Source organism: Pseudomonas sp. PS01303, from assembly GCF_029959385.1.
In the GTDB taxonomy this organism is placed as follows: Bacteria; Pseudomonadota; Gammaproteobacteria; order Pseudomonadales; family Pseudomonadaceae; genus Aquipseudomonas; species Aquipseudomonas rustica.
This window is the reverse complement of the sequence record NZ_JASCPK010000033.1, coordinates 33,360-49,105: the sequence shown is the minus strand read 5'-3', so window position 1 is coordinate 49,105 and position 15,746 is coordinate 33,360. Positions and strand designations below refer to the sequence as shown.

The window sequence follows — 15,746 nt, the reverse complement described above, 5'->3', positions numbered from 1 at the left end:
AGCAGGCTCACTCCTACATTTGGAATGCGTTCCCCTGTAGGAGTGAGCCTGCTCGCGATGGGGTCAGCGGCCACCCTACAAATCCTCAGGCCTTAATGCTGACCAAACTCAACAACTGCCCATCCCGCACGCCAAACTGCGCATCCAGCTCCGTCCCGCTACACCACTCAGCCGACAAATCCGTCAGCAGCCGCAACCGAACCTCACCCGCCTCAGTCCATTCGAGTACTTCCGCATGCTCGAAGTAAAAGCGCTTCTGCACAATCGGATACAGCGCTTTGAACAAACTCTCCTTCACCGAAAACGTCAGCGTCACCCATAACGCCAACTGATCCCACGAGCCTGCCGCCATGCGCTGCATTTCCGCCGGCGTGAGAATTTCTCCGGCGAGGCGTTCGGCGCGTTCGGCGTTGAGCAGGTTTTCCAGATCCATGCCCAAACCGCGCCAGTGCTGTTTATTGGCAACAATCGCTGCTGCGCGCCCGGTGCTGTGGGTGATCGAGCCGCAGATATGCGCCGGCCACACCGGTGCGCGATCTTCGCCAATCGGCGGAACCACGCTGGAGCCTTCCAGTTGCTGCAACGCTGCCCGTGCGCAGATCCGCCCCGCGAGAAACTCAGCCTGACGCTTGGCCACCGAACGCTGAATGCTCGGCGGCGGCTCGATGGCGCTGCGACGAAAGTCATCGCCGAGCAGTTGCGCCGGATCGAAGTGAGTACTGAGCAGCACGGTATCGGCCAGCACCGAGGGCAACGGCCAATCGGCATCGAGCGGGGTGCAGCAGGCGGGGAGGGTGAGGTTCATGGCGGGCATTTTGCCGGTTAGCACCCACGCTGACCAGTGCCTGCCCGTGTAGGAGCTGCCGAAGGCTGCGATCTTGATCGTTCCCACGCTCTGCGTGGGAATGTCTCAATAGACGCTCTGCGTCCGCGTTGGGACGCTCTGCGTCCCGGGCTGCATTCCCACGCAGAGCGTGGGAACGATCAGGGTCGGGGACGGTTAGCTGAAGATTTTCTGGAAGAACGCTTTCATGTCCGCCCAGGATTTTTCATCCGCCGCCTTGTTGTAACCAATATCCGGACCACCATGTTCGCCATGGCTCAAACGATCCGCATCCGGGTTGGTAAAGCCATGCTTGGCACCCTCAAGCGTGACGAACTTGTAGTTGGCCCCGGCCTTGTCCATTTCCGACTTGAAGGCGATGACGTTGTTCGGCGTGACCATGCTGTCCAGCGCGCCATGCTCCACCAGAATTTTCGCCTTCACACTGCCGGGCGTCGCCGGCGTATTGGTCGCCAACGCGCCGTGGAAACTCACCACGCCCAACAACGGCTCACCCTGACGCGCCGCGTTCAGCACCACGCCACCGCCGAAGCAATAACCGATGGCCGCGAGTTTGTTCACGTCGGTCTGTGGCTGCTTCTTCAGCAAATCCAGCCCGGCTTCGAAGCGTTTGCTCGAAGCCGCCGCATCCTTGCTCGCCGCCTGCATGAACGCCATCGCATCCTTCGGGTGCTCGGTGTTCTTGCCTTCACCGTACATATCAATCGCCAGCGCGCTGTAGCCAAGCTCGGCGAGATCACGCGCTCGGCGTTTGGCGTAATCGTTCAGGCCCCACCATTCATGCACCACGACGACGCCCGGGCGTGCGCCTTTTATAGCGTCGTCATAAGCGTAATAGCCGATCAGTTTGGTGCCGTCGGCACTCTGGTAGGGGATTTCTTCGGTCTTGATCGCTGCCTGAGTCAGGCTGCTGACCGCCAGCAAAGTGAGGGCGAGGAACAGGCGCATGGTCGGGGTCTCTTTATCGAAAGTGGTCAAAACAGCCTAGACGATTTGGTTCAGGTCAGGTTCAGAGACGGTTCAGGGGCGGTACAGGGGCTGGTCAGTAACCTTGCGCCATACCCAAACAGCACTGTGAAAGAGGAAATACCCATGACTCGTATAAACAAACTGCTGCTGGCATTTACCCTGTTGGGCTCCAGCCTCGCGGCCAATGCCGACGACACCACCAACTTCGCCGGCCTGTCCTTCGGCCAGACCAGTGACAAGATCGACAAGTCCAACGCGCTGAACGACAACCTCGGCCACCCGAACGCCACCGGCGCCATCGATGGCAACAACACTTACGGCGTACGCCTCGGTCAGCAAAACAGCCAGGGTCGCTACTACGCCACCTACGACAACGTGTCGGGCTCGCACAATGGCATTAAACTGCGGCAGGAAAATCTGCTCGGCAGCTACGATCTGTTCTACCCGGTGGGCGGCAGCACCAAGTTGTTCGGCGGTGCCACGGCGGGTCTGACTAAACTGACTCAGGATTCGCCAGGCTACAGCCGCGACAGTGACATCGGTTATGCGGTCGGCGGGCAGTTGGGTGTGTTGCAACAAGTCACCCAGAACACCTCGGTGGAACTCGGTTATCGTTACCTGATGAGCAACGCCAGCACCGAAATGAAAGAAAGCGGCGGCAGCAAACAAGGCTCGCTGGATCTGAACAGCAGCGCGCAGACTTACCTGTCGGCCAACTACAACTTCTGAGGACGACAGCGAAATCATTGTAGGAGCAAAGCTTGCTCGCGATGGCGCCGGATCAGTCGACTTCTAATTGACTGATTCACCGCTTTCGCGAGCAAGCTTTGCTCCTACAGGTGTGTTTTTGGAGATTCTGGATTTACCCGGGAGAGCGTTATGAAACTGTTGGTCGTCGAAGATGAGGCGCTGTTGCGCCATCACCTGCAAACCCGCCTCACGGAGAGCGGTCACGTGGTCGAGTCCGTGGCCAATGCCGAAGAGGCGCTGTACCAGACCGGGCAGTTCAACTTTGATCTGGCGGTGATCGATCTCGGCTTGCCGGGCATGAACGGCCTCGACCTGATCCGCCAGTTGCGCTCGGGCGGCAAGACCTTTCCGATCCTGATCCTCACCGCGCGCGGCAACTGGCAGGACAAGGTCGAAGGCCTCGCTGCCGGTGCCGACGATTACGTGGTCAAGCCGTTCCAGTTCGAAGAACTCGACGCGCGCCTGAATGCCTTGCTGCGCCGCTCCAGCGGTTTCACCCAGTCGACCATCGTCGCCGGACCGTTGCTGCTCGACCTCAATCGCAAGCAGGCGACCCTCGACGAACAACCGCTGGCGCTGACCGCCTACGAATACCGCATCCTCGAATACCTCATGCGCCATCACCAGCAAGTGGTGCCCAAGGATCGCTTGATGGAACAGCTCTACCCGGACGACGACGAGCGCGATCCGAATGTCATCGAAGTGCTGGTCGGCCGCCTGCGCCGCAAACTCGAAGGCCCGGCCGGGTTCAAACCGATCGACACCGTGCGCGGCCTCGGCTACCTGTTCAATGAGCGCTGCACTTGATTCGTTCGCTTCGCGTCCGGCTGATGCTCGCCGCCACCACGTTGGCGGTGTTGTTCATGCTCGCCTTGCTCCCGGCGATGCAGGGCGCGTTCAGCCTCGCGTTGCAGGACTCGATCGAACAGCGCTTGGCTTCGGACGTCACCACGCTGATCTCTGCCGCACGCATTGAAAACGGTCGGCTGGTGATGCCGAATCAGTTGCCGGACGAGCGTTTCAACCTCACCGATTTCCGTCTGCTCGGTTACATCTACGACCGCGAAGGGCACTTGGTCTGGCGCTCGAAAGCCACCCAGGAAGAACAGATCAACTACAAACCGCGCTACGACGGCCTCGGCAACGAGTTCGCGCGGATTCGTGAGGCCAACGGTCAGGAATTCTTCGTCTATGACGTCGAAGTCAAACTGCTCGGCGGCAAAAGTGCGGCGTTCAGCATCGTCGCCCTGCAACCGGTGCGCGAATACGAAGTCACCCTCGAAGGCTTGCGCGAAAACCTCTACCTCGGTTTCGGCGCAGCTTTGCTGGTGTTGCTGGCGCTGTTGTGGATCGGCCTGACCTGGGGCTTAAAAGCGTTGCGCCGACTGAGTCAGGAACTCGACGAAATCGAAGGCGGCACCCGCGAAAGCCTCACCGAACAACACCCGCGCGAACTGCTGCGCTTGACCGGCTCGCTCAACCGCTTGCTGCACAGCGAACGCCAGCAGCGCAGCCGCTATCGTGACTCCCTCGATGACCTCGCGCACAGCCTGAAAACCCCGTTGACGGTGTTGCAAGGCGTCAGCGAAGACATGGCCCAGCGCCCCGAAGATCGCGATCAGGCCTGGGTGCTGCAATCGCAGATCGAACGCATGAGCCAACAGATCGGCTACCAACTGCAACGCGCGAGCCTGCGCAAAAGCGGTCTGGTGCGCCATCAGGTGCGCTTGCAACCGGTGCTGAAAAGCCTCTGCGACACGCTGGACAAGGTCTATCGCGACAAACATGTACGCGTGGCGTTTGATCTGCCGGAGCATTGTTACGTGCCGATCGAGCAGGGCGCCTTGCTGGAGATGATGGGCAACCTGCTGGAAAACGCTTATCGCCTGTGCCTGGGCGAAGTGCGCATCAGCGTGCGCGAAAATCACGCCGGGGTTGAACTGTGCATCGAGGATGATGGCCCTGGTGTACCACCGGATCAGCGTGCGCGGATTCTCGAACGTGGCGAACGGCTGGATGCCCAGCATCCGGGGCAGGGGATCGGCTTGGCGGTGGTCAAGGACATCATCGAGAGTTACAGCGCCAAGCTGACGCTGGGGGATTCACCGATGGGTGGGGCGGCGTTCAGGATTCATTTTCCGGCGGTGTGATCGGGGGCTGCCCTCACCCTAACCCTCTCCCAGAGGTAGAGGGGACTGACCGAGGTGTCTGGCGTTATCCACCGACCTGAAATAGCCAGTCGATTATGGATTCAACCGCGAAGTATCAGGTCGGCGGAGATTTCGAGCATCCCCCAATCAGTCCCCTCTCCCAGAGGTAGAGGGGACTGACCTAAGTGCCTGTGGAAAATGATCGACCTGAGCGGTTTGTGTTGAATATGGATTCAACAGTGAAGTTTCAGGTCGGCGGAGATTTCGAGCATCCCCCAATCAGTCCCCTCTCCCTCCGGGAGAGGGTTAGGGTGAGGGGCTTTTGATGTGGTGCCTCACTGTTCCTGCGCCCGATAAGCCCCCGGCGTCAGCCCCGTCCATTTCTTGAACGCCCGGTGAAACGCCGACGGCTCAGAAAACCCCAACTGCTCGGCAATCTGCTGCAACGACAAATCCGCGCGTCCCAAATGGTAGATGGCGATATCCCGCCGCAGTTGATCCTTCAACTCCTGAAAACTCGTGCCTTCCTCACGCAAATGCCGGCGCAACGTCTGCGGGCTGATGTGCATCTGCGCGGCCACCGCTTCCAGATCCGGCCAATTCGCACTGTCACGGCTGAGCAAGCGGCGCAACCGACTGCTCAGGCTGTCGCCATCGTCCGGGCGCGAGAGCAGGTCGGCCGGGGAGCGTTCGAGGAAGTGTTTGAGCGTGCGCTCGTCCTGCAACAACGGCATGTGCAGGTAGCGGCTGTGAAACAGCAGGCTGCTCTGATCGCTGGCAAACGTCATCGGGCAGGGAAACAGCAAATCGTATTCCGCGCCGTGTTCGGGGCGCGGATAGCTGAACGTCACCTGCTCAAGCCGAATCCTCTGGCCAATCAGCCAACTGCCGAGGCGATGCCAGATCACCAGCAGGCTCTCGGTGAGAAAATGATCCGGATCCCACAATTGCGAATCATCAAGGCTCAAACGTACCCATTCGTCTTCGCGGCTCAGGGTCAGGCGCGGGCCTTGCGGGAATAGGCTATAAAACAATAAGCCGCGTTGCAGAGCCTTCTCCAGATTGCGGCAATGAATAGAGGCGTGGCACATCATCGCGAAGCTGCCGGGCTTGCTCGGTGCATTGCCGAAACCGAGGTATTCGTCGTCCAGCGCCAGCCACAGGCCCTGGATCAATTGAGTGAACTGTTCCGGCGCGAGACGCGCGCGAGGTTCGTCGAGCAATTCCGGGCTGATGCCCAGTTGCAGCAACAGGCTCGAATAGTCGAAACCCAGGCGGCGTGCGCCACCGAGGGCGGCACGGGCGAAATGACTGGCGATGGTGCGTTCGCGCATAAGCGACAAATCCTTCCTCAAGCGCCGGGATGGTAGCCGGGGGTGATGCGAGCAACAAGGCGGATTTCCGCCAAATTGTAGGACGACAAGCGGCGAGTTGGCGGAAATCCGCCACACTCAACTCACCGGAAGGTGACACTGAAAACACCTGCAGCCCTTGATGTCAAAAGGCTTGCTGCGAAATGCACCAAAGTGGCACGGCGTTTGCGATAAGAGCGACAGAAGCGTGCGTTTATCCCGCCCGGAAAACGCCGCTCCAACAACAAATCCCTCCAGTGCAGGAGGGTTCGCAATTCAGGTTTCGCGGCGTAACAGATGGATGTTGCACGCGGGGCTCTTGAGGAAACTTGCAATGACGACTCGTCAGCCACTGTACAAATCCCTGTATTTCCAGGTGATCATCGCGATCATCATCGGTATCGCGCTTGGTCATTACTACCCGCAGTTCGGCGTGGCGGTAAAGCCGCTGGGTGACGGGTTCATCAAACTGATCAAAATGATCATCGCTCCAATCATCTTCTGCACCGTGGTCAGCGGCATCGCTGGCATGCAAAGCATGAAATCGGTCGGCAAGACCGGTGGTTACGCGCTTCTGTACTTCGAAATCGTTTCGACCATCGCTCTGCTGGTTGGTCTGGTTGTGGTCAACATTGTGCAGCCCGGCAACGGCATGCACATCGACGTCGCCACCCTCGACGCTTCAAAAGTCGCTTCCTATGTAGCGGCGGGCGCTGACCAAAGCGTTGTCGGCTTCCTGCTCAACGTGATCCCGACCACCATCGTCGGCGCGTTCGCCACCGGTGACATCCTGCAAGTGCTGATGTTCTCGGTGATCTTCGGCTTCGCCCTGCATCGCCTGGGTGACTACGGCCGTCCGATCCTCGACTTCATCGATCGCTTCGCCCACGTGATGTTCAACATCATCAACATGATCATGAAGCTCGCGCCAATCGGTGCCTTCGGTGCCATGGCCTTCACCATCGGCGCTTACGGCGTGGGTTCGCTGGTGCAGCTGGGTCAACTGATGATCTGCTTCTACATCACTTGCCTGCTGTTCGTGTTGATCGTGCTCGGCGGCATCGCCCGCATGCACGGTTTCAGCGTGCTGAAAATGATCCGTTACATCCGTGAAGAGCTGCTGATCGTACTCGGCACTTCGTCGTCGGAATCGGTACTGCCGCGCATGCTGATCAAGATGGAGCGTCTGGGCGCGAAGAAATCGGTAGTGGGTCTGGTGATCCCGACCGGTTACTCGTTCAACCTCGACGGCACCGCGATCTACCTGACCATGGCCGCTGTGTTCATTGCTCAGGCAACTGACACGCACATGGACATCACGCACCAGATCACTCTGCTGGTGGTGCTGCTGCTGTCCTCCAAAGGCGCAGCCGGTGTGACCGGTTCGGGCTTCATCGTACTGGCCGCCACCCTGTCGGCAGTAGGTCACCTGCCAGTGGCCGGTCTGGCGCTGATCCTCGGTATCGACCGCTTCATGTCCGAAGCACGCGCACTGACCAACCTGGTGGGCAACGCTGTTGCGACCATCGTGGTTGCCAAGTGGGTGAAAGAGCTGGACACCGACGTACTGCAATCCGAGCTGGCCTCGGGTGGTCGCGGTATCGCTGATACCCGTCCTGAAGATGATCTGGGTGTGGCTGAAGGCCCAACCCCGAGCAGCGTCAAGTAAGTAAAAAAGCCCTTGTGGTGAGGGGATTTATCCCCGTTGGGTCGCGAAGCGGCCCCTTCTGAAGATAAGAGAAGGGGCCTGCTGCGCAGTCCAACGGGGATAAACCCCTTCACCACAGGGTTTTTTATTGCCTGCGATTTGAGCGTAACGGTCACACCCGCTGACATATCCGGTGATTGCTGCATCGGCAATGGCTGCCTAGGCTGGGTGCATCGCCCAAGGAGTTCGCCCATGTCTGCACCGCTGGCCTCACTGAAAATCCTCGATTTCTCCACGCTGTTGCCGGGGCCGTTCGCGTCGCTGTTGTTGGCGGACATGGGCGCCGAGGTGCTGCGTATCGAATCGCCGACGCGCATGGATCTGCTGCGCGTATTACCGCCGCACGATGGCGGGATGTCTGCCAGTCACGCCTATCTCAATCGCAACAAGCGCAGTCTGGCGCTGGATCTCAAGCAGCCCGAAGCGCTCGAGGTGATCAAGCAATTGCTGGCGGATCACGACATCGTCCTGGAACAGTTTCGTCCCGGCGTGATGGATCGATTGGGCCTGGGTTATGAAGCGTTGAAGGCGATCAATCCAAAACTGATCTACGTGTCTATCACCGGTTACGGCCAGACCGGCCCGTACAAGGATCGCGCCGGTCATGACATCAACTATCTCGCCCTCGCCGGGCTCTCCAGCTACACGGGACGCGCCGACAGCGGGCCGTTGCCGTTGGGTATGCAAGTGGCGGATGTCGCCGGTGGTTCGTTGCACGGGGTGATCGGTTTACTCGCAGCGGTGATTGCGCGTCAGCAAACGGGGCAGGGTACCCATCTGGACGTCAGCATGACCGATTGCGCATTCAGCCTGAATGCCATGGCCGGCGCCGGTTATCTCGCTTGCGGCGAGGAGCCGGGCTGGGAAGACCAGATGCTCAATGGCGGCAGCTTTTACGACTATTACCGTTCGCGGGATGGGCGCTGGATGTCGGTTGGCAGTCTCGAGCCGGCGTTCATGCAGCAGCTGTGTACGGCGCTGGGCCGGCCGGAGTTGGCGGCGCAAGGCTTGTCGCCGAAACCTGAGCAGCAGCGGGCGCTGAAGGAGGCTTTGAAGATCGAGTTCGAACGGCATGACTTCGCTGAACTGTGCGAGCTGTTTGCCGGGATCGATGCGTGTGTCGAGCCGGTGTTGAATTTGAGTGAGGCCGTGCGGCATCCGCAGTTGCAGGCGCGCGAACTGGTGACGCAGGTGCCGCGCGGGGATGGCACGACGCAGGCGCAGATGGCGTGTCCGTTGAAGTTTTCCGAGGATTTACCGGCACCACGGCATGTCGGGGCGGTGTTGGGGCAGCATACGGATGAGGTGTTGGAGGCGTTGGGGTTTAGTGCTTCGAAAATTGCGGAGCTGCGGCGGGCCAAGGTCATTCTTTAGCTCGTTCCCACGCTCTGCGTGGGAATGAATCCCGTGACGCTCTGCGTCACAGTGGACGCGGAGCGTCCATGGCGGCGTTCCCACGCCGAGCATGGGAACGATCGGGGGGTCATTCCACCCGCATCTCACCACTGAACACCAAGGTATTCCGGCAGCTACGACACAAATACCGCCGCCCCTGCCGCACCAGGCTATGCCGCTGCGCCGAGAACGGAAAATCACTGTCCACGCACGGGCATTTGTAGATATAGCGGGTAACGCTGCGACGTTTAATGGCGTAGGTATGGCAGCGATCCGGCGGCAGTTCGTAAACCCCGCGCATGATCAATTGCCATTCCTCGCCGTGCGGCTGAATGCGGTCGCCAAACAACTGATGGGCGATCAGGTGCGCAACTTCGTGGGCCACGGTTTGTTTTAGGAAATGTTCGGTGTTTTCCCGGTACAGCTGCGGATTGAAGCGCAGCAGGTTCTCGTGCAAATGCGCGACACCGGCTTTTTGCCCGCGCAGCTTGAGACTGACGACAGGGCGTTGGAAGTGACGTTTGAAAAAGGATTCAGCGAGTTGGTAACAGTCTTCGACGCGGGTATTGAGTTGCTCGGGCATGCTTGATGGATCTCCAGAGACGTCGAGTATGCCGCAACCCTGGGGACTTGCGAATCGTCGAGCTGCCGAATGGTCATCCGGCAAACGACAAGGCCGCCTCGCGGCGGCCTTTATGAACAAGACGTTTGCTAGTTGGTGTATACGGGCCCTACGCCCAGCCCCCAGACGATCACGGTAAATGCCATGATGGCGACCAGCACCACCAGACCCACCGCCAGCACTGAGCTTGAGAACAGGAAACCTTCATCCGACGGAATATTCATGAACGTCGGCAGCCCCACGTACAACAGATAAACCGTGTAACAGATGGCCGCCGTGCCGACGATCATCCCCAGCCACATATGCGGATACAGCGCCGCCAGTCCGCCGACAAACAACGGTGTTGCGGTGTAAGTGGCGAATGCGACACAACGGGCCAGACTCGGGTTGGCGTCGTATGTACGCGCCATCCAGTGCACGAAAGCGCCCATGACCGCGACGCCGCCAAGCATCGCCAGGTACGACATGACGGTCATCCAGATCGCGCTTTCAACGGTGAGCATCACCGGTGCGCGGTTGCCGATCACCCAGCCGACCTGAGTGGTGCCGATAAATGCCGAAATGGCGGGGATCGCCGCCAGAATCAGCGTGTGCGTCAGATACATGTGGCTGATGCTTTCCTCTTGGTCGCCACGGATTTCCTTCCATTCCTGATCGGGGTGGGTAAAAAGTCCCACTACGTGATGGATCATGCCAGTCACTCCTCTTGTTATTGCCATCGCCCCCCAACGGAGCGCCTACGGGCCAATGAGGCCGAGCAAAGTCAGGTCATGGATGTGTGCGACCTTATGTCGCAGTATAGAAAGGACTTAACCGCACAGGTATTAGGGGCTTAGAGCAAATCGCGCTGTAAACACGGGGCTTAATCGCCTTGGGTCTTGGTATCCACTCAAGTTGATGATTGAAATACCCTGTTGCGAGGGGATTTATCCCCGACCGGCTGCGCAGCAGCCGTGAATCCATTCACCGCGGTGTGCCATATGAATAGAGCTCTTAGGGTTTGGGGCTGCTGCGCAACCCATCGGGGATAAATCCCCTCGCCACAGGTTCTGAGTGAAAACGATTAATGGGGACAGACCACAGCCCTTCGCGCATCCAGGGTTTTTGCGTAAAATGCCGGCCTTTCGTCACACCTCACGGATTTCGCGTCATGGGCACTCTTACGGTCAACCAGAACAAACTGCAAAAGCGCCTGCGCCGCCTGGCCGGCGAAGCGGTTGCTGACTTCAACATGATTGAAGACGGCGACAAGGTCATGGTCTGCCTGTCCGGGGGCAAGGACAGTTACACCATGCTCGACGTGCTGCTGCACCTGCAGAAGGTTGCACCGATCAAGTTCGAGATCGTCGCGGTGAACATGGATCAAAAGCAGCCGGGCTTCCCCGAGCACGTGCTGCCGGCCTATCTGAAAGAACTGGGCGTCGAATACCACATCGTCGAGAAAGACACCTACTCGGTGGTCAAGGAACTGATCCCGGAAGGCAAAACCACCTGCTCGCTGTGCTCACGCCTGCGTCGCGGCACGCTGTACACCTTTGCCGACGAAATCGGCGCGACGAAAATGGCCCTCGGTCATCACCGCGACGACATCGTCGAGACGTTTTTCCTCAACATGTTCTTCAACGGTTCGTTGAAAGCCATGCCGCCGAAGCTGCGCGCCGACGACGGCCGCAACGTGGTGATCCGTCCGCTGGCGTACTGCAACGAAAAAGACATTCAGGCCTATTCGGACCTCAAAGAATTCCCGATCATCCCGTGCAACCTCTGCGGTTCGCAGGAAAACCTGCAGCGTCAGGTGGTCAAGGAAATGCTCCTGGACTGGGAACGCAAGACACCCGGTCGAACGGAAAGCATCTTCCGCAGTCTGCAGAATGTCATCCCGTCGCAACTGGCCGACCGCAACCTGTTCGACTTCACCAGCCTGAAGATCGACGAAACCGCGGCTTCGCGCTTCGTTAACGTCGTCAATCTGTAAACCCCATTTTTTATGTGGCCGCGCTTTTTGTGGCGAGGGGATTTATCCCCGTTGGAGCGCGAAGCGCACCCAGAATAGTCTGGGGCTGCTGCGCTCCCCATCGGGGATAAATCCCCTCACCACAGGGCCCCGCATTAGTTTCTTTATTCAATTCACCAGGAGAGGGCATGCGCGATTACAAGTGGCTGCACGAATACTGTCTGAACCGCTTCGGTTCGGCGGCTGAACTGGAAGCCCATCTGCCCGTTCCCAAGACTCCCGCACAACTGCGCAAAATCAGCGACGACCGCTACCTTTCGACCATGGCCCTGCGCGTGTTCCGTGCAGGCCTTAAGCACAGTCTGGTCGACGCCAAGTGGCCATCCTTCGAGGAAGTGTTCTTCAAGTTCGATCCGGAAAAAGTCGTGCTGATGAGCGCCGAACACCTCGAACGCCTGATGCAGGATGCGCGGATCATCCGCCACCTCGGCAAACTGAAAAGCGTGCCGCGCAATGCGCAGTTCATTCTCGATGTGGAAAAGGACAAGGGCAGTTTCGGCGCACTGATCGCCGACTGGCCGGTGACCGATATCGTCGGCCTGTGGACGTACCTGAAAAAGCACGGCCATCAACTCGGCGGGCTGTCAGCGCCGCGGTTTTTGCGCATGGTCGGCAAGGATACTTTTGTACCGAGCTACGACGTGGTCGCGGCGCTCAATGCGCAGAAGATCGTCGACAAAGTGCCGACCAGCCAGCGTGATCTGGCGATTGTGCAGAATGTCTTCAATCAGTGGCATGAAGAGAGTGGCGGACGGCCGATGAGCCAGATTTCGATGATGCTTGCTTACACCGTCAACCATTGAATCGCTAAAAGATCGCAGCCTTCGGCAGCTCCTACAGGGAAATGCATTCCAAATGTAGGAGCTGCCGAAGGCTGCGATCTTTTTCCATCAGGCGACGCTGATCTCGCCTTCACCCGCCAACTTGCGGTTCAACTGATACCGCCACCGCACATACAGCAGCGCGGAGCAAAACACCGCCAGGCTCGCGACCATCTCCAGCACGCCAAACAACTGCCGGTTCGGGTCATACGCCGCCAGTGCGCCTTTGATGAAATACAGATTCACCACAAAACACATCCACGAGTGACCACGGGCGCTGCCCATAATCATCGCCGGGGCGAGAACCAGCCACGGGATCAGCTCGACCAGCAGAATCACCCACGGCCGCGCGCCGTGCAGGTCGGCGAAGATCAAATAGTACGCAGCGAGCAACCCGGCCAAAGCAAAAAAGCTCAGCAGACTGACCACCCGCATCGCTTTCACGCGCGGCACAAGCCACTCGACCGAGGGCAGGACTTTCGGCTTCTTCGCCACTGTCAGCCCTCCAGTTTCTGCGCAGTCTTGGCCAGACGCAGGCCAAGCGCGCGGCACAGCGCGACTTCGTGCTGATCCAGACCCTTTTTGCCGTCCGCCCCAGCATGATGGCTGGCGCCGTAAGGCGTGCCGCCGCCCTGAGTTTCCAGCAGCGCCGATTCGCTGTACGGCAGACCGGTGATGAGCATGCCGTGGTGCAGCAGTGGCAGCATCATCGACAGCAGCGTGGTTTCCTGACCGCCGTGCAAACTGGCGGTGGAAGTGAACACGCCGGCCGGTTTGCCAACCAGAGCACCGGTCAGCCACAGATTGCTGGTGCCATCCAGGAAGTATTTCAGCGGCGCGGCCATGTTGCCGAAACGCGTCGGGCTACCGAGGGCCAGGCCGGCGCAGTTTTTCAGATCATCCAGCGTGGCGTAGAGCGCGCCTTCGTCCGGAATGCTTGGCGCAACGGCTTCGCACTCGGTGGAGATCGCCGGCACGGTACGCAGACGCGCTTCGAGGCCAGCCTGCTCGACACCGCGAGCAATCTGCCGCGCCATCTCGTTGGTCGAGCCATTGCGGCTGTAATACAACACCAGAATGTACGGCGCGCTCACGGCAGCAACTCCAGCACATTTTCCGGCGGACGACCGATCACGGCTTTGTCGCCGACTTCAAGAATCGGTCGCTCCATCAGTTTCGGATGCTGGGCGATGGCGTCGATCAATTGCGCTTCGCTGAGGCTTTCATCCGCCAGTTGAAGCATTTTGTATTCATCTTCCCCGGTACGCAGCAACTGGCGTGCGCTGATCCCGAGCTTGCCGAGCAGGGCCTTGATTTGCGCCGCATTCAGCGGGGTTTCGAGATAACGCACGACGTTTGGGCTCAGGCCGCGGGCTTCGATAAGTTCCAGCGCGCCGCGGGATTTCGAGCAGCGCGGATTGTGATAAAGCGTCAGATCGGTCATGGCGGGTCGCTTCTGGCGTAAAGTGGCGGCTATTCTAACTGTGCAGCGCGCAATCCAGAACCGTCAGAGGCGATGGGTCGCAGGCGCGTTTAAATTTTCACAAGGAACATGACATGACACGGCGATTGGCAGCGGCATTGACGATTATCGGGGCGTTGATGCTGGGGGGCTGCGGCAACGACTACGGCATCGACCAGAACGGGCAGAAAGTCGCGTCCGAGCGTCTGGACAAACAATGGGTTGTGCTCAACTACTGGGCCGAATGGTGCGGGCCGTGCCGAACGGAGATTCCGGAACTCAATCATCTGGCTGACGAGCTCAAGGGCAAGAACGTCGGCGTGTTCGGGGTTAACTTCGACAACGTGCAGGGCGCGGAGCTGAAAGAGGCCAGTGAAAAACTCGGTATCAAGTTCACCGTACTGGCGCAGGATCCGGCGGAGTTGTTCGACGTGCCGCGCAGTGAAGCGCTGCCGGTGACGTACATCATCGACAACAAGGGCAAGGTGCGTGAACAGCTGATGGGCGAGCAGACGGCGGCGGGGGTGATGGCGAAGCTGGAGGCGTTGCAGGCTACTAAATAGGTTGTTGCCGGTCAGGCTCGTTCCCACGCCGGAGTGTGGGAACGATCAAAAGATCGCAGCCTTCGGCAGCTCCTACAGGGGGTACGCGGACTCATGTAGGAGCTGCCGAAGGCTGCGATCTTTTTTGCGGCTGAACAATCAACCCTCTTCCAGCCACCAACGCAAAGGCTTGCCTTCAGCCGGCCAGAAGCGCATCTGCTCGATTGGCGAGATGTCCCAGCGCTCGACATGCTCCAGCGCCTCGAGGAAGCGTTGCTCCTGCTCCATCAACGCCGGCGCGCACAGTTTGCGGGTCTTGCCGATTTTGCCGAAGCTCAGCTTGTCGCCTTCCAGCGTGTACGGCGCGAACCAATGGTTGCAGCCGCCATTGCCGTAAGCGCGACCATCCTCGCCGAGGGTCACGGTCAGATGGCTGTAATCCATCAATGGCCGTTCACCGATCCATTCCAGAATGTAACTACGGTTTTGTTGCAGTTGCACAGGCTCAGCCGCACAACCCACTAGACCAACACCGACCAACGCGGTCAGGGCAAAGCGTTTCATCACGCAGGCTCCTGGCATTTCGGGCACAGGTGCTTGTCGCCAACGGCTTTCCAGCCCAGCTCGGCAATCCGCGCGGTGGCGGCCGGTTTCTCTGCGGTTTTGCCCAGCTTGGCGTCCACGGCGAATTCAAAGCTCAGCTCTTTGGCGCAGCTGTCGCAGTTGACTTGCCAAGTGTGGATCGCCAGTTCGCCGAACACCGGGCCGGTGGTCATCGCAGTCCATTGGCCCGGCGGATTGATCAGGTGGCGAACGGTTTCGACGGTCAGGCGCATGGACAAATCCTTGCTGCCTTTGAGGGTGACCAACAGCGCGTCACCGATGCGAATCGAACCACCGTTGCCGGTGACCTGATAGCGGCCCGGAACGAGGGCGCGGCATTCGGTGAGGGTGTGTTGCGGGTTCATCAGCGTGTAGCGGAAATCGTGTTCGACCATGGGTCCTCCAAATATGCGCGACATGCTAGCACGGGCTCGATTGCAGGATGATGCGCGCGTGCGACCTTCGATCCGGTTCAAATCGACCCGCACCCATGGCAAACTGCCGCCCTCGACTC

Annotated in this window: 18 protein-coding genes; 8 read left to right on the top strand and 10 right to left on the bottom strand. The window is 59.3% G+C overall.

The genetic code is table 11. The annotated features are described in order from the left end of the window. Positions 1-85: 85 nt before the first annotated feature. Positions 86-805 (bottom strand): 4'-phosphopantetheinyl transferase, encoded by a 720-nt coding sequence (locus tag QMX93_RS12465; RefSeq protein ID WP_282356241.1) that lies wholly within the window; start codon positions 803-805, stop codon positions 86-88. A 195-nt stretch (positions 806-1,000) separates the two neighbouring features. Continuing rightward, positions 1,001-1,792, bottom strand: coding sequence for a dienelactone hydrolase family protein (locus tag QMX93_RS12460; protein ID WP_282356239.1), 792 nt, complete (start codon positions 1,790-1,792; stop codon positions 1,001-1,003). A 144-nt stretch (positions 1,793-1,936) separates the two neighbouring features. Here QMX93_RS12460 and QMX93_RS12455 point away from each other — a divergent pair, with 144 nt between their 5' ends. The 3 genes from QMX93_RS12455 (at position 1,937) to QMX93_RS12445 (ending at position 4,713) form a co-directional block, all read left to right on the top strand. Next, positions 1,937-2,542 (top strand): hypothetical protein, encoded by a 606-nt coding sequence (locus tag QMX93_RS12455; protein WP_053122800.1) that lies wholly within the window; start codon positions 1,937-1,939, stop codon positions 2,540-2,542. Between the two features lie 150 nt (positions 2,543-2,692). Beyond that, positions 2,693-3,370, top strand: a complete 678-nt coding sequence (locus QMX93_RS12450) for a response regulator transcription factor (RefSeq protein WP_053122799.1) — start codon at positions 2,693-2,695, stop codon at positions 3,368-3,370. Next, complete coding sequence (locus QMX93_RS12445; RefSeq protein ID WP_053122797.1) at positions 3,367-4,713, top strand: ATP-binding protein; 1,347 nt, start codon at positions 3,367-3,369, stop codon at positions 4,711-4,713. The genes QMX93_RS12450 and QMX93_RS12445 overlap by 4 nt, the downstream gene beginning before the upstream one ends. 335 nt (positions 4,714-5,048) lie before the next feature. Here QMX93_RS12445 and QMX93_RS12440 read toward each other — a convergent pair whose 3' ends face one another. After that, positions 5,049-6,047 (bottom strand): AraC family transcriptional regulator, encoded by a 999-nt coding sequence (locus tag QMX93_RS12440; RefSeq protein ID WP_282356235.1) that lies wholly within the window; start codon positions 6,045-6,047, stop codon positions 5,049-5,051. A gap of 352 nt (positions 6,048-6,399) precedes the next feature. On the opposite strand from QMX93_RS12440, the gene QMX93_RS12435 reads away from it, so the two are divergent. Both QMX93_RS12435 and QMX93_RS12430 read left to right on the top strand, forming a co-directional pair. Beyond that, on the top strand, positions 6,400-7,734 hold the full coding sequence (locus tag QMX93_RS12435; protein ID WP_053122793.1) for a dicarboxylate/amino acid:cation symporter: 1,335 nt from the start codon (positions 6,400-6,402) through the stop codon (positions 7,732-7,734). Positions 7,735-7,965: 231 nt separating this feature from the next. Continuing rightward, positions 7,966-9,147 (top strand): CaiB/BaiF CoA-transferase family protein, encoded by a 1,182-nt coding sequence (locus tag QMX93_RS12430; RefSeq protein WP_282356232.1) that lies wholly within the window; start codon positions 7,966-7,968, stop codon positions 9,145-9,147. Positions 9,148-9,256: 109 nt separating this feature from the next. Here the strand turns inward: QMX93_RS12430 and QMX93_RS12425 are convergent, their stop codons facing one another. Continuing rightward, positions 9,257-9,751 (bottom strand): SprT family zinc-dependent metalloprotease, encoded by a 495-nt coding sequence (locus QMX93_RS12425; RefSeq protein ID WP_053122789.1) that lies wholly within the window; start codon positions 9,749-9,751, stop codon positions 9,257-9,259. A 128-nt stretch (positions 9,752-9,879) separates the two neighbouring features. Next, positions 9,880-10,482: a Yip1 family protein gene (locus tag QMX93_RS12420; protein ID WP_053122787.1), complete on the bottom strand. Its 603-nt coding sequence runs from the start codon at positions 10,480-10,482 to the stop codon at positions 9,880-9,882. A 458-nt stretch (positions 10,483-10,940) separates the two neighbouring features. Between QMX93_RS12420 and ttcA the strand changes: the two genes are divergently transcribed. Next, complete coding sequence (gene ttcA / locus QMX93_RS12415; protein WP_038367448.1) at positions 10,941-11,765, top strand: tRNA 2-thiocytidine(32) synthetase TtcA; 825 nt, start codon at positions 10,941-10,943, stop codon at positions 11,763-11,765. A gap of 167 nt (positions 11,766-11,932) precedes the next feature. Next, positions 11,933-12,607 (top strand): DNA-3-methyladenine glycosylase I, encoded by a 675-nt coding sequence (locus QMX93_RS12410; protein WP_212543822.1) that lies wholly within the window; start codon positions 11,933-11,935, stop codon positions 12,605-12,607. 87 nt (positions 12,608-12,694) lie between these two features. On the opposite strand, the gene QMX93_RS12405 is transcribed toward QMX93_RS12410, so the two are convergent. From QMX93_RS12405 to arsC, 3 genes are read right to left on the bottom strand one after another with little or no spacing between them, the layout of a single operon-like run. Further along, positions 12,695-13,120 carry a DUF2069 domain-containing protein gene (locus QMX93_RS12405; protein WP_282356218.1) on the bottom strand — a complete coding sequence of 142 codons (426 nt, stop codon included), beginning with the start codon at positions 13,118-13,120 and terminating at the stop codon, positions 12,695-12,697. A gap of 2 nt (positions 13,121-13,122) precedes the next feature. After that, positions 13,123-13,719 carry an NAD(P)H:quinone oxidoreductase gene (wrbA, locus tag QMX93_RS12400; protein WP_282356216.1) on the bottom strand — a complete coding sequence of 199 codons (597 nt, stop codon included), beginning with the start codon at positions 13,717-13,719 and terminating at the stop codon, positions 13,123-13,125. Beyond that, positions 13,716-14,069: an arsenate reductase (glutaredoxin) gene (gene arsC, locus QMX93_RS12395; RefSeq protein ID WP_053122778.1), complete on the bottom strand. Its 354-nt coding sequence runs from the start codon at positions 14,067-14,069 to the stop codon at positions 13,716-13,718. Before arsC ends, wrbA begins: the two co-directional genes overlap by 4 nt. A gap of 113 nt (positions 14,070-14,182) precedes the next feature. Here arsC and QMX93_RS12390 point away from each other — a divergent pair, with 113 nt between their 5' ends. Further along, positions 14,183-14,650, top strand: coding sequence for a TlpA disulfide reductase family protein (locus QMX93_RS12390; protein ID WP_159814989.1), 468 nt, complete (start codon positions 14,183-14,185; stop codon positions 14,648-14,650). 138 nt (positions 14,651-14,788) lie between these two features. Here the strand turns inward: QMX93_RS12390 and QMX93_RS12385 are convergent, their stop codons facing one another. After that, on the bottom strand, positions 14,789-15,193 hold the full coding sequence (locus QMX93_RS12385; protein WP_053122774.1) for an META domain-containing protein: 405 nt from the start codon (positions 15,191-15,193) through the stop codon (positions 14,789-14,791). Further along, positions 15,193-15,627, bottom strand: a complete 435-nt coding sequence (locus QMX93_RS12380; protein WP_038367468.1) for a hypothetical protein — start codon at positions 15,625-15,627, stop codon at positions 15,193-15,195. Before QMX93_RS12380 ends, QMX93_RS12385 begins: the two co-directional genes overlap by 1 nt. Between the last annotated feature and the right edge of the window lie 119 nt (positions 15,628-15,746).

Bases quoted from the DNA above. Each gene is read 5' to 3' on its own strand.
- QMX93_RS12410 (WP_212543822.1), top strand. From the start codon at position 11,933: ATGCGCGATTACAAGTGGCTGCACGAATACTGTCTGAACCGCTTCGGT.
- QMX93_RS12385 (WP_053122774.1), bottom strand. From the start codon at position 15,193: ATGAAACGCTTTGCCCTGACCGCGTTGGTCGGTGTTGGTCTAGTGGGT.
- QMX93_RS12460 (WP_282356239.1), bottom strand. From the start codon at position 1,792: ATGCGCCTGTTCCTCGCCCTCACTTTGCTGGCGGTCAGCAGCCTGACT.
- QMX93_RS12430 (WP_282356232.1), top strand. From the start codon at position 7,966: ATGTCTGCACCGCTGGCCTCACTGAAAATCCTCGATTTCTCCACGCTG.
- QMX93_RS12435 (WP_053122793.1), top strand. From the start codon at position 6,400: ATGACGACTCGTCAGCCACTGTACAAATCCCTGTATTTCCAGGTGATC.
- QMX93_RS12440 (WP_282356235.1), bottom strand. From the start codon at position 6,047: ATGCGCGAACGCACCATCGCCAGTCATTTCGCCCGTGCCGCCCTCGGT.
- QMX93_RS12420 (WP_053122787.1), bottom strand. From the start codon at position 10,482: ATGATCCATCACGTAGTGGGACTTTTTACCCACCCCGATCAGGAATGG.
- QMX93_RS12465 (WP_282356241.1), bottom strand. From the start codon at position 805: ATGAACCTCACCCTCCCCGCCTGCTGCACCCCGCTCGATGCCGATTGG.
- QMX93_RS12425 (WP_053122789.1), bottom strand. From the start codon at position 9,751: ATGCCCGAGCAACTCAATACCCGCGTCGAAGACTGTTACCAACTCGCT.
- arsC (WP_053122778.1), bottom strand. From the start codon at position 14,069: ATGACCGATCTGACGCTTTATCACAATCCGCGCTGCTCGAAATCCCGC.
- QMX93_RS12450 (WP_053122799.1), top strand. From the start codon at position 2,693: ATGAAACTGTTGGTCGTCGAAGATGAGGCGCTGTTGCGCCATCACCTG.
- QMX93_RS12455 (WP_053122800.1), top strand. From the start codon at position 1,937: ATGACTCGTATAAACAAACTGCTGCTGGCATTTACCCTGTTGGGCTCC.
- QMX93_RS12390 (WP_159814989.1), top strand. From the start codon at position 14,183: ATGACACGGCGATTGGCAGCGGCATTGACGATTATCGGGGCGTTGATG.
- QMX93_RS12380 (WP_038367468.1), bottom strand. From the start codon at position 15,627: ATGGTCGAACACGATTTCCGCTACACGCTGATGAACCCGCAACACACC.
- ttcA (WP_038367448.1), top strand. From the start codon at position 10,941: ATGGGCACTCTTACGGTCAACCAGAACAAACTGCAAAAGCGCCTGCGC.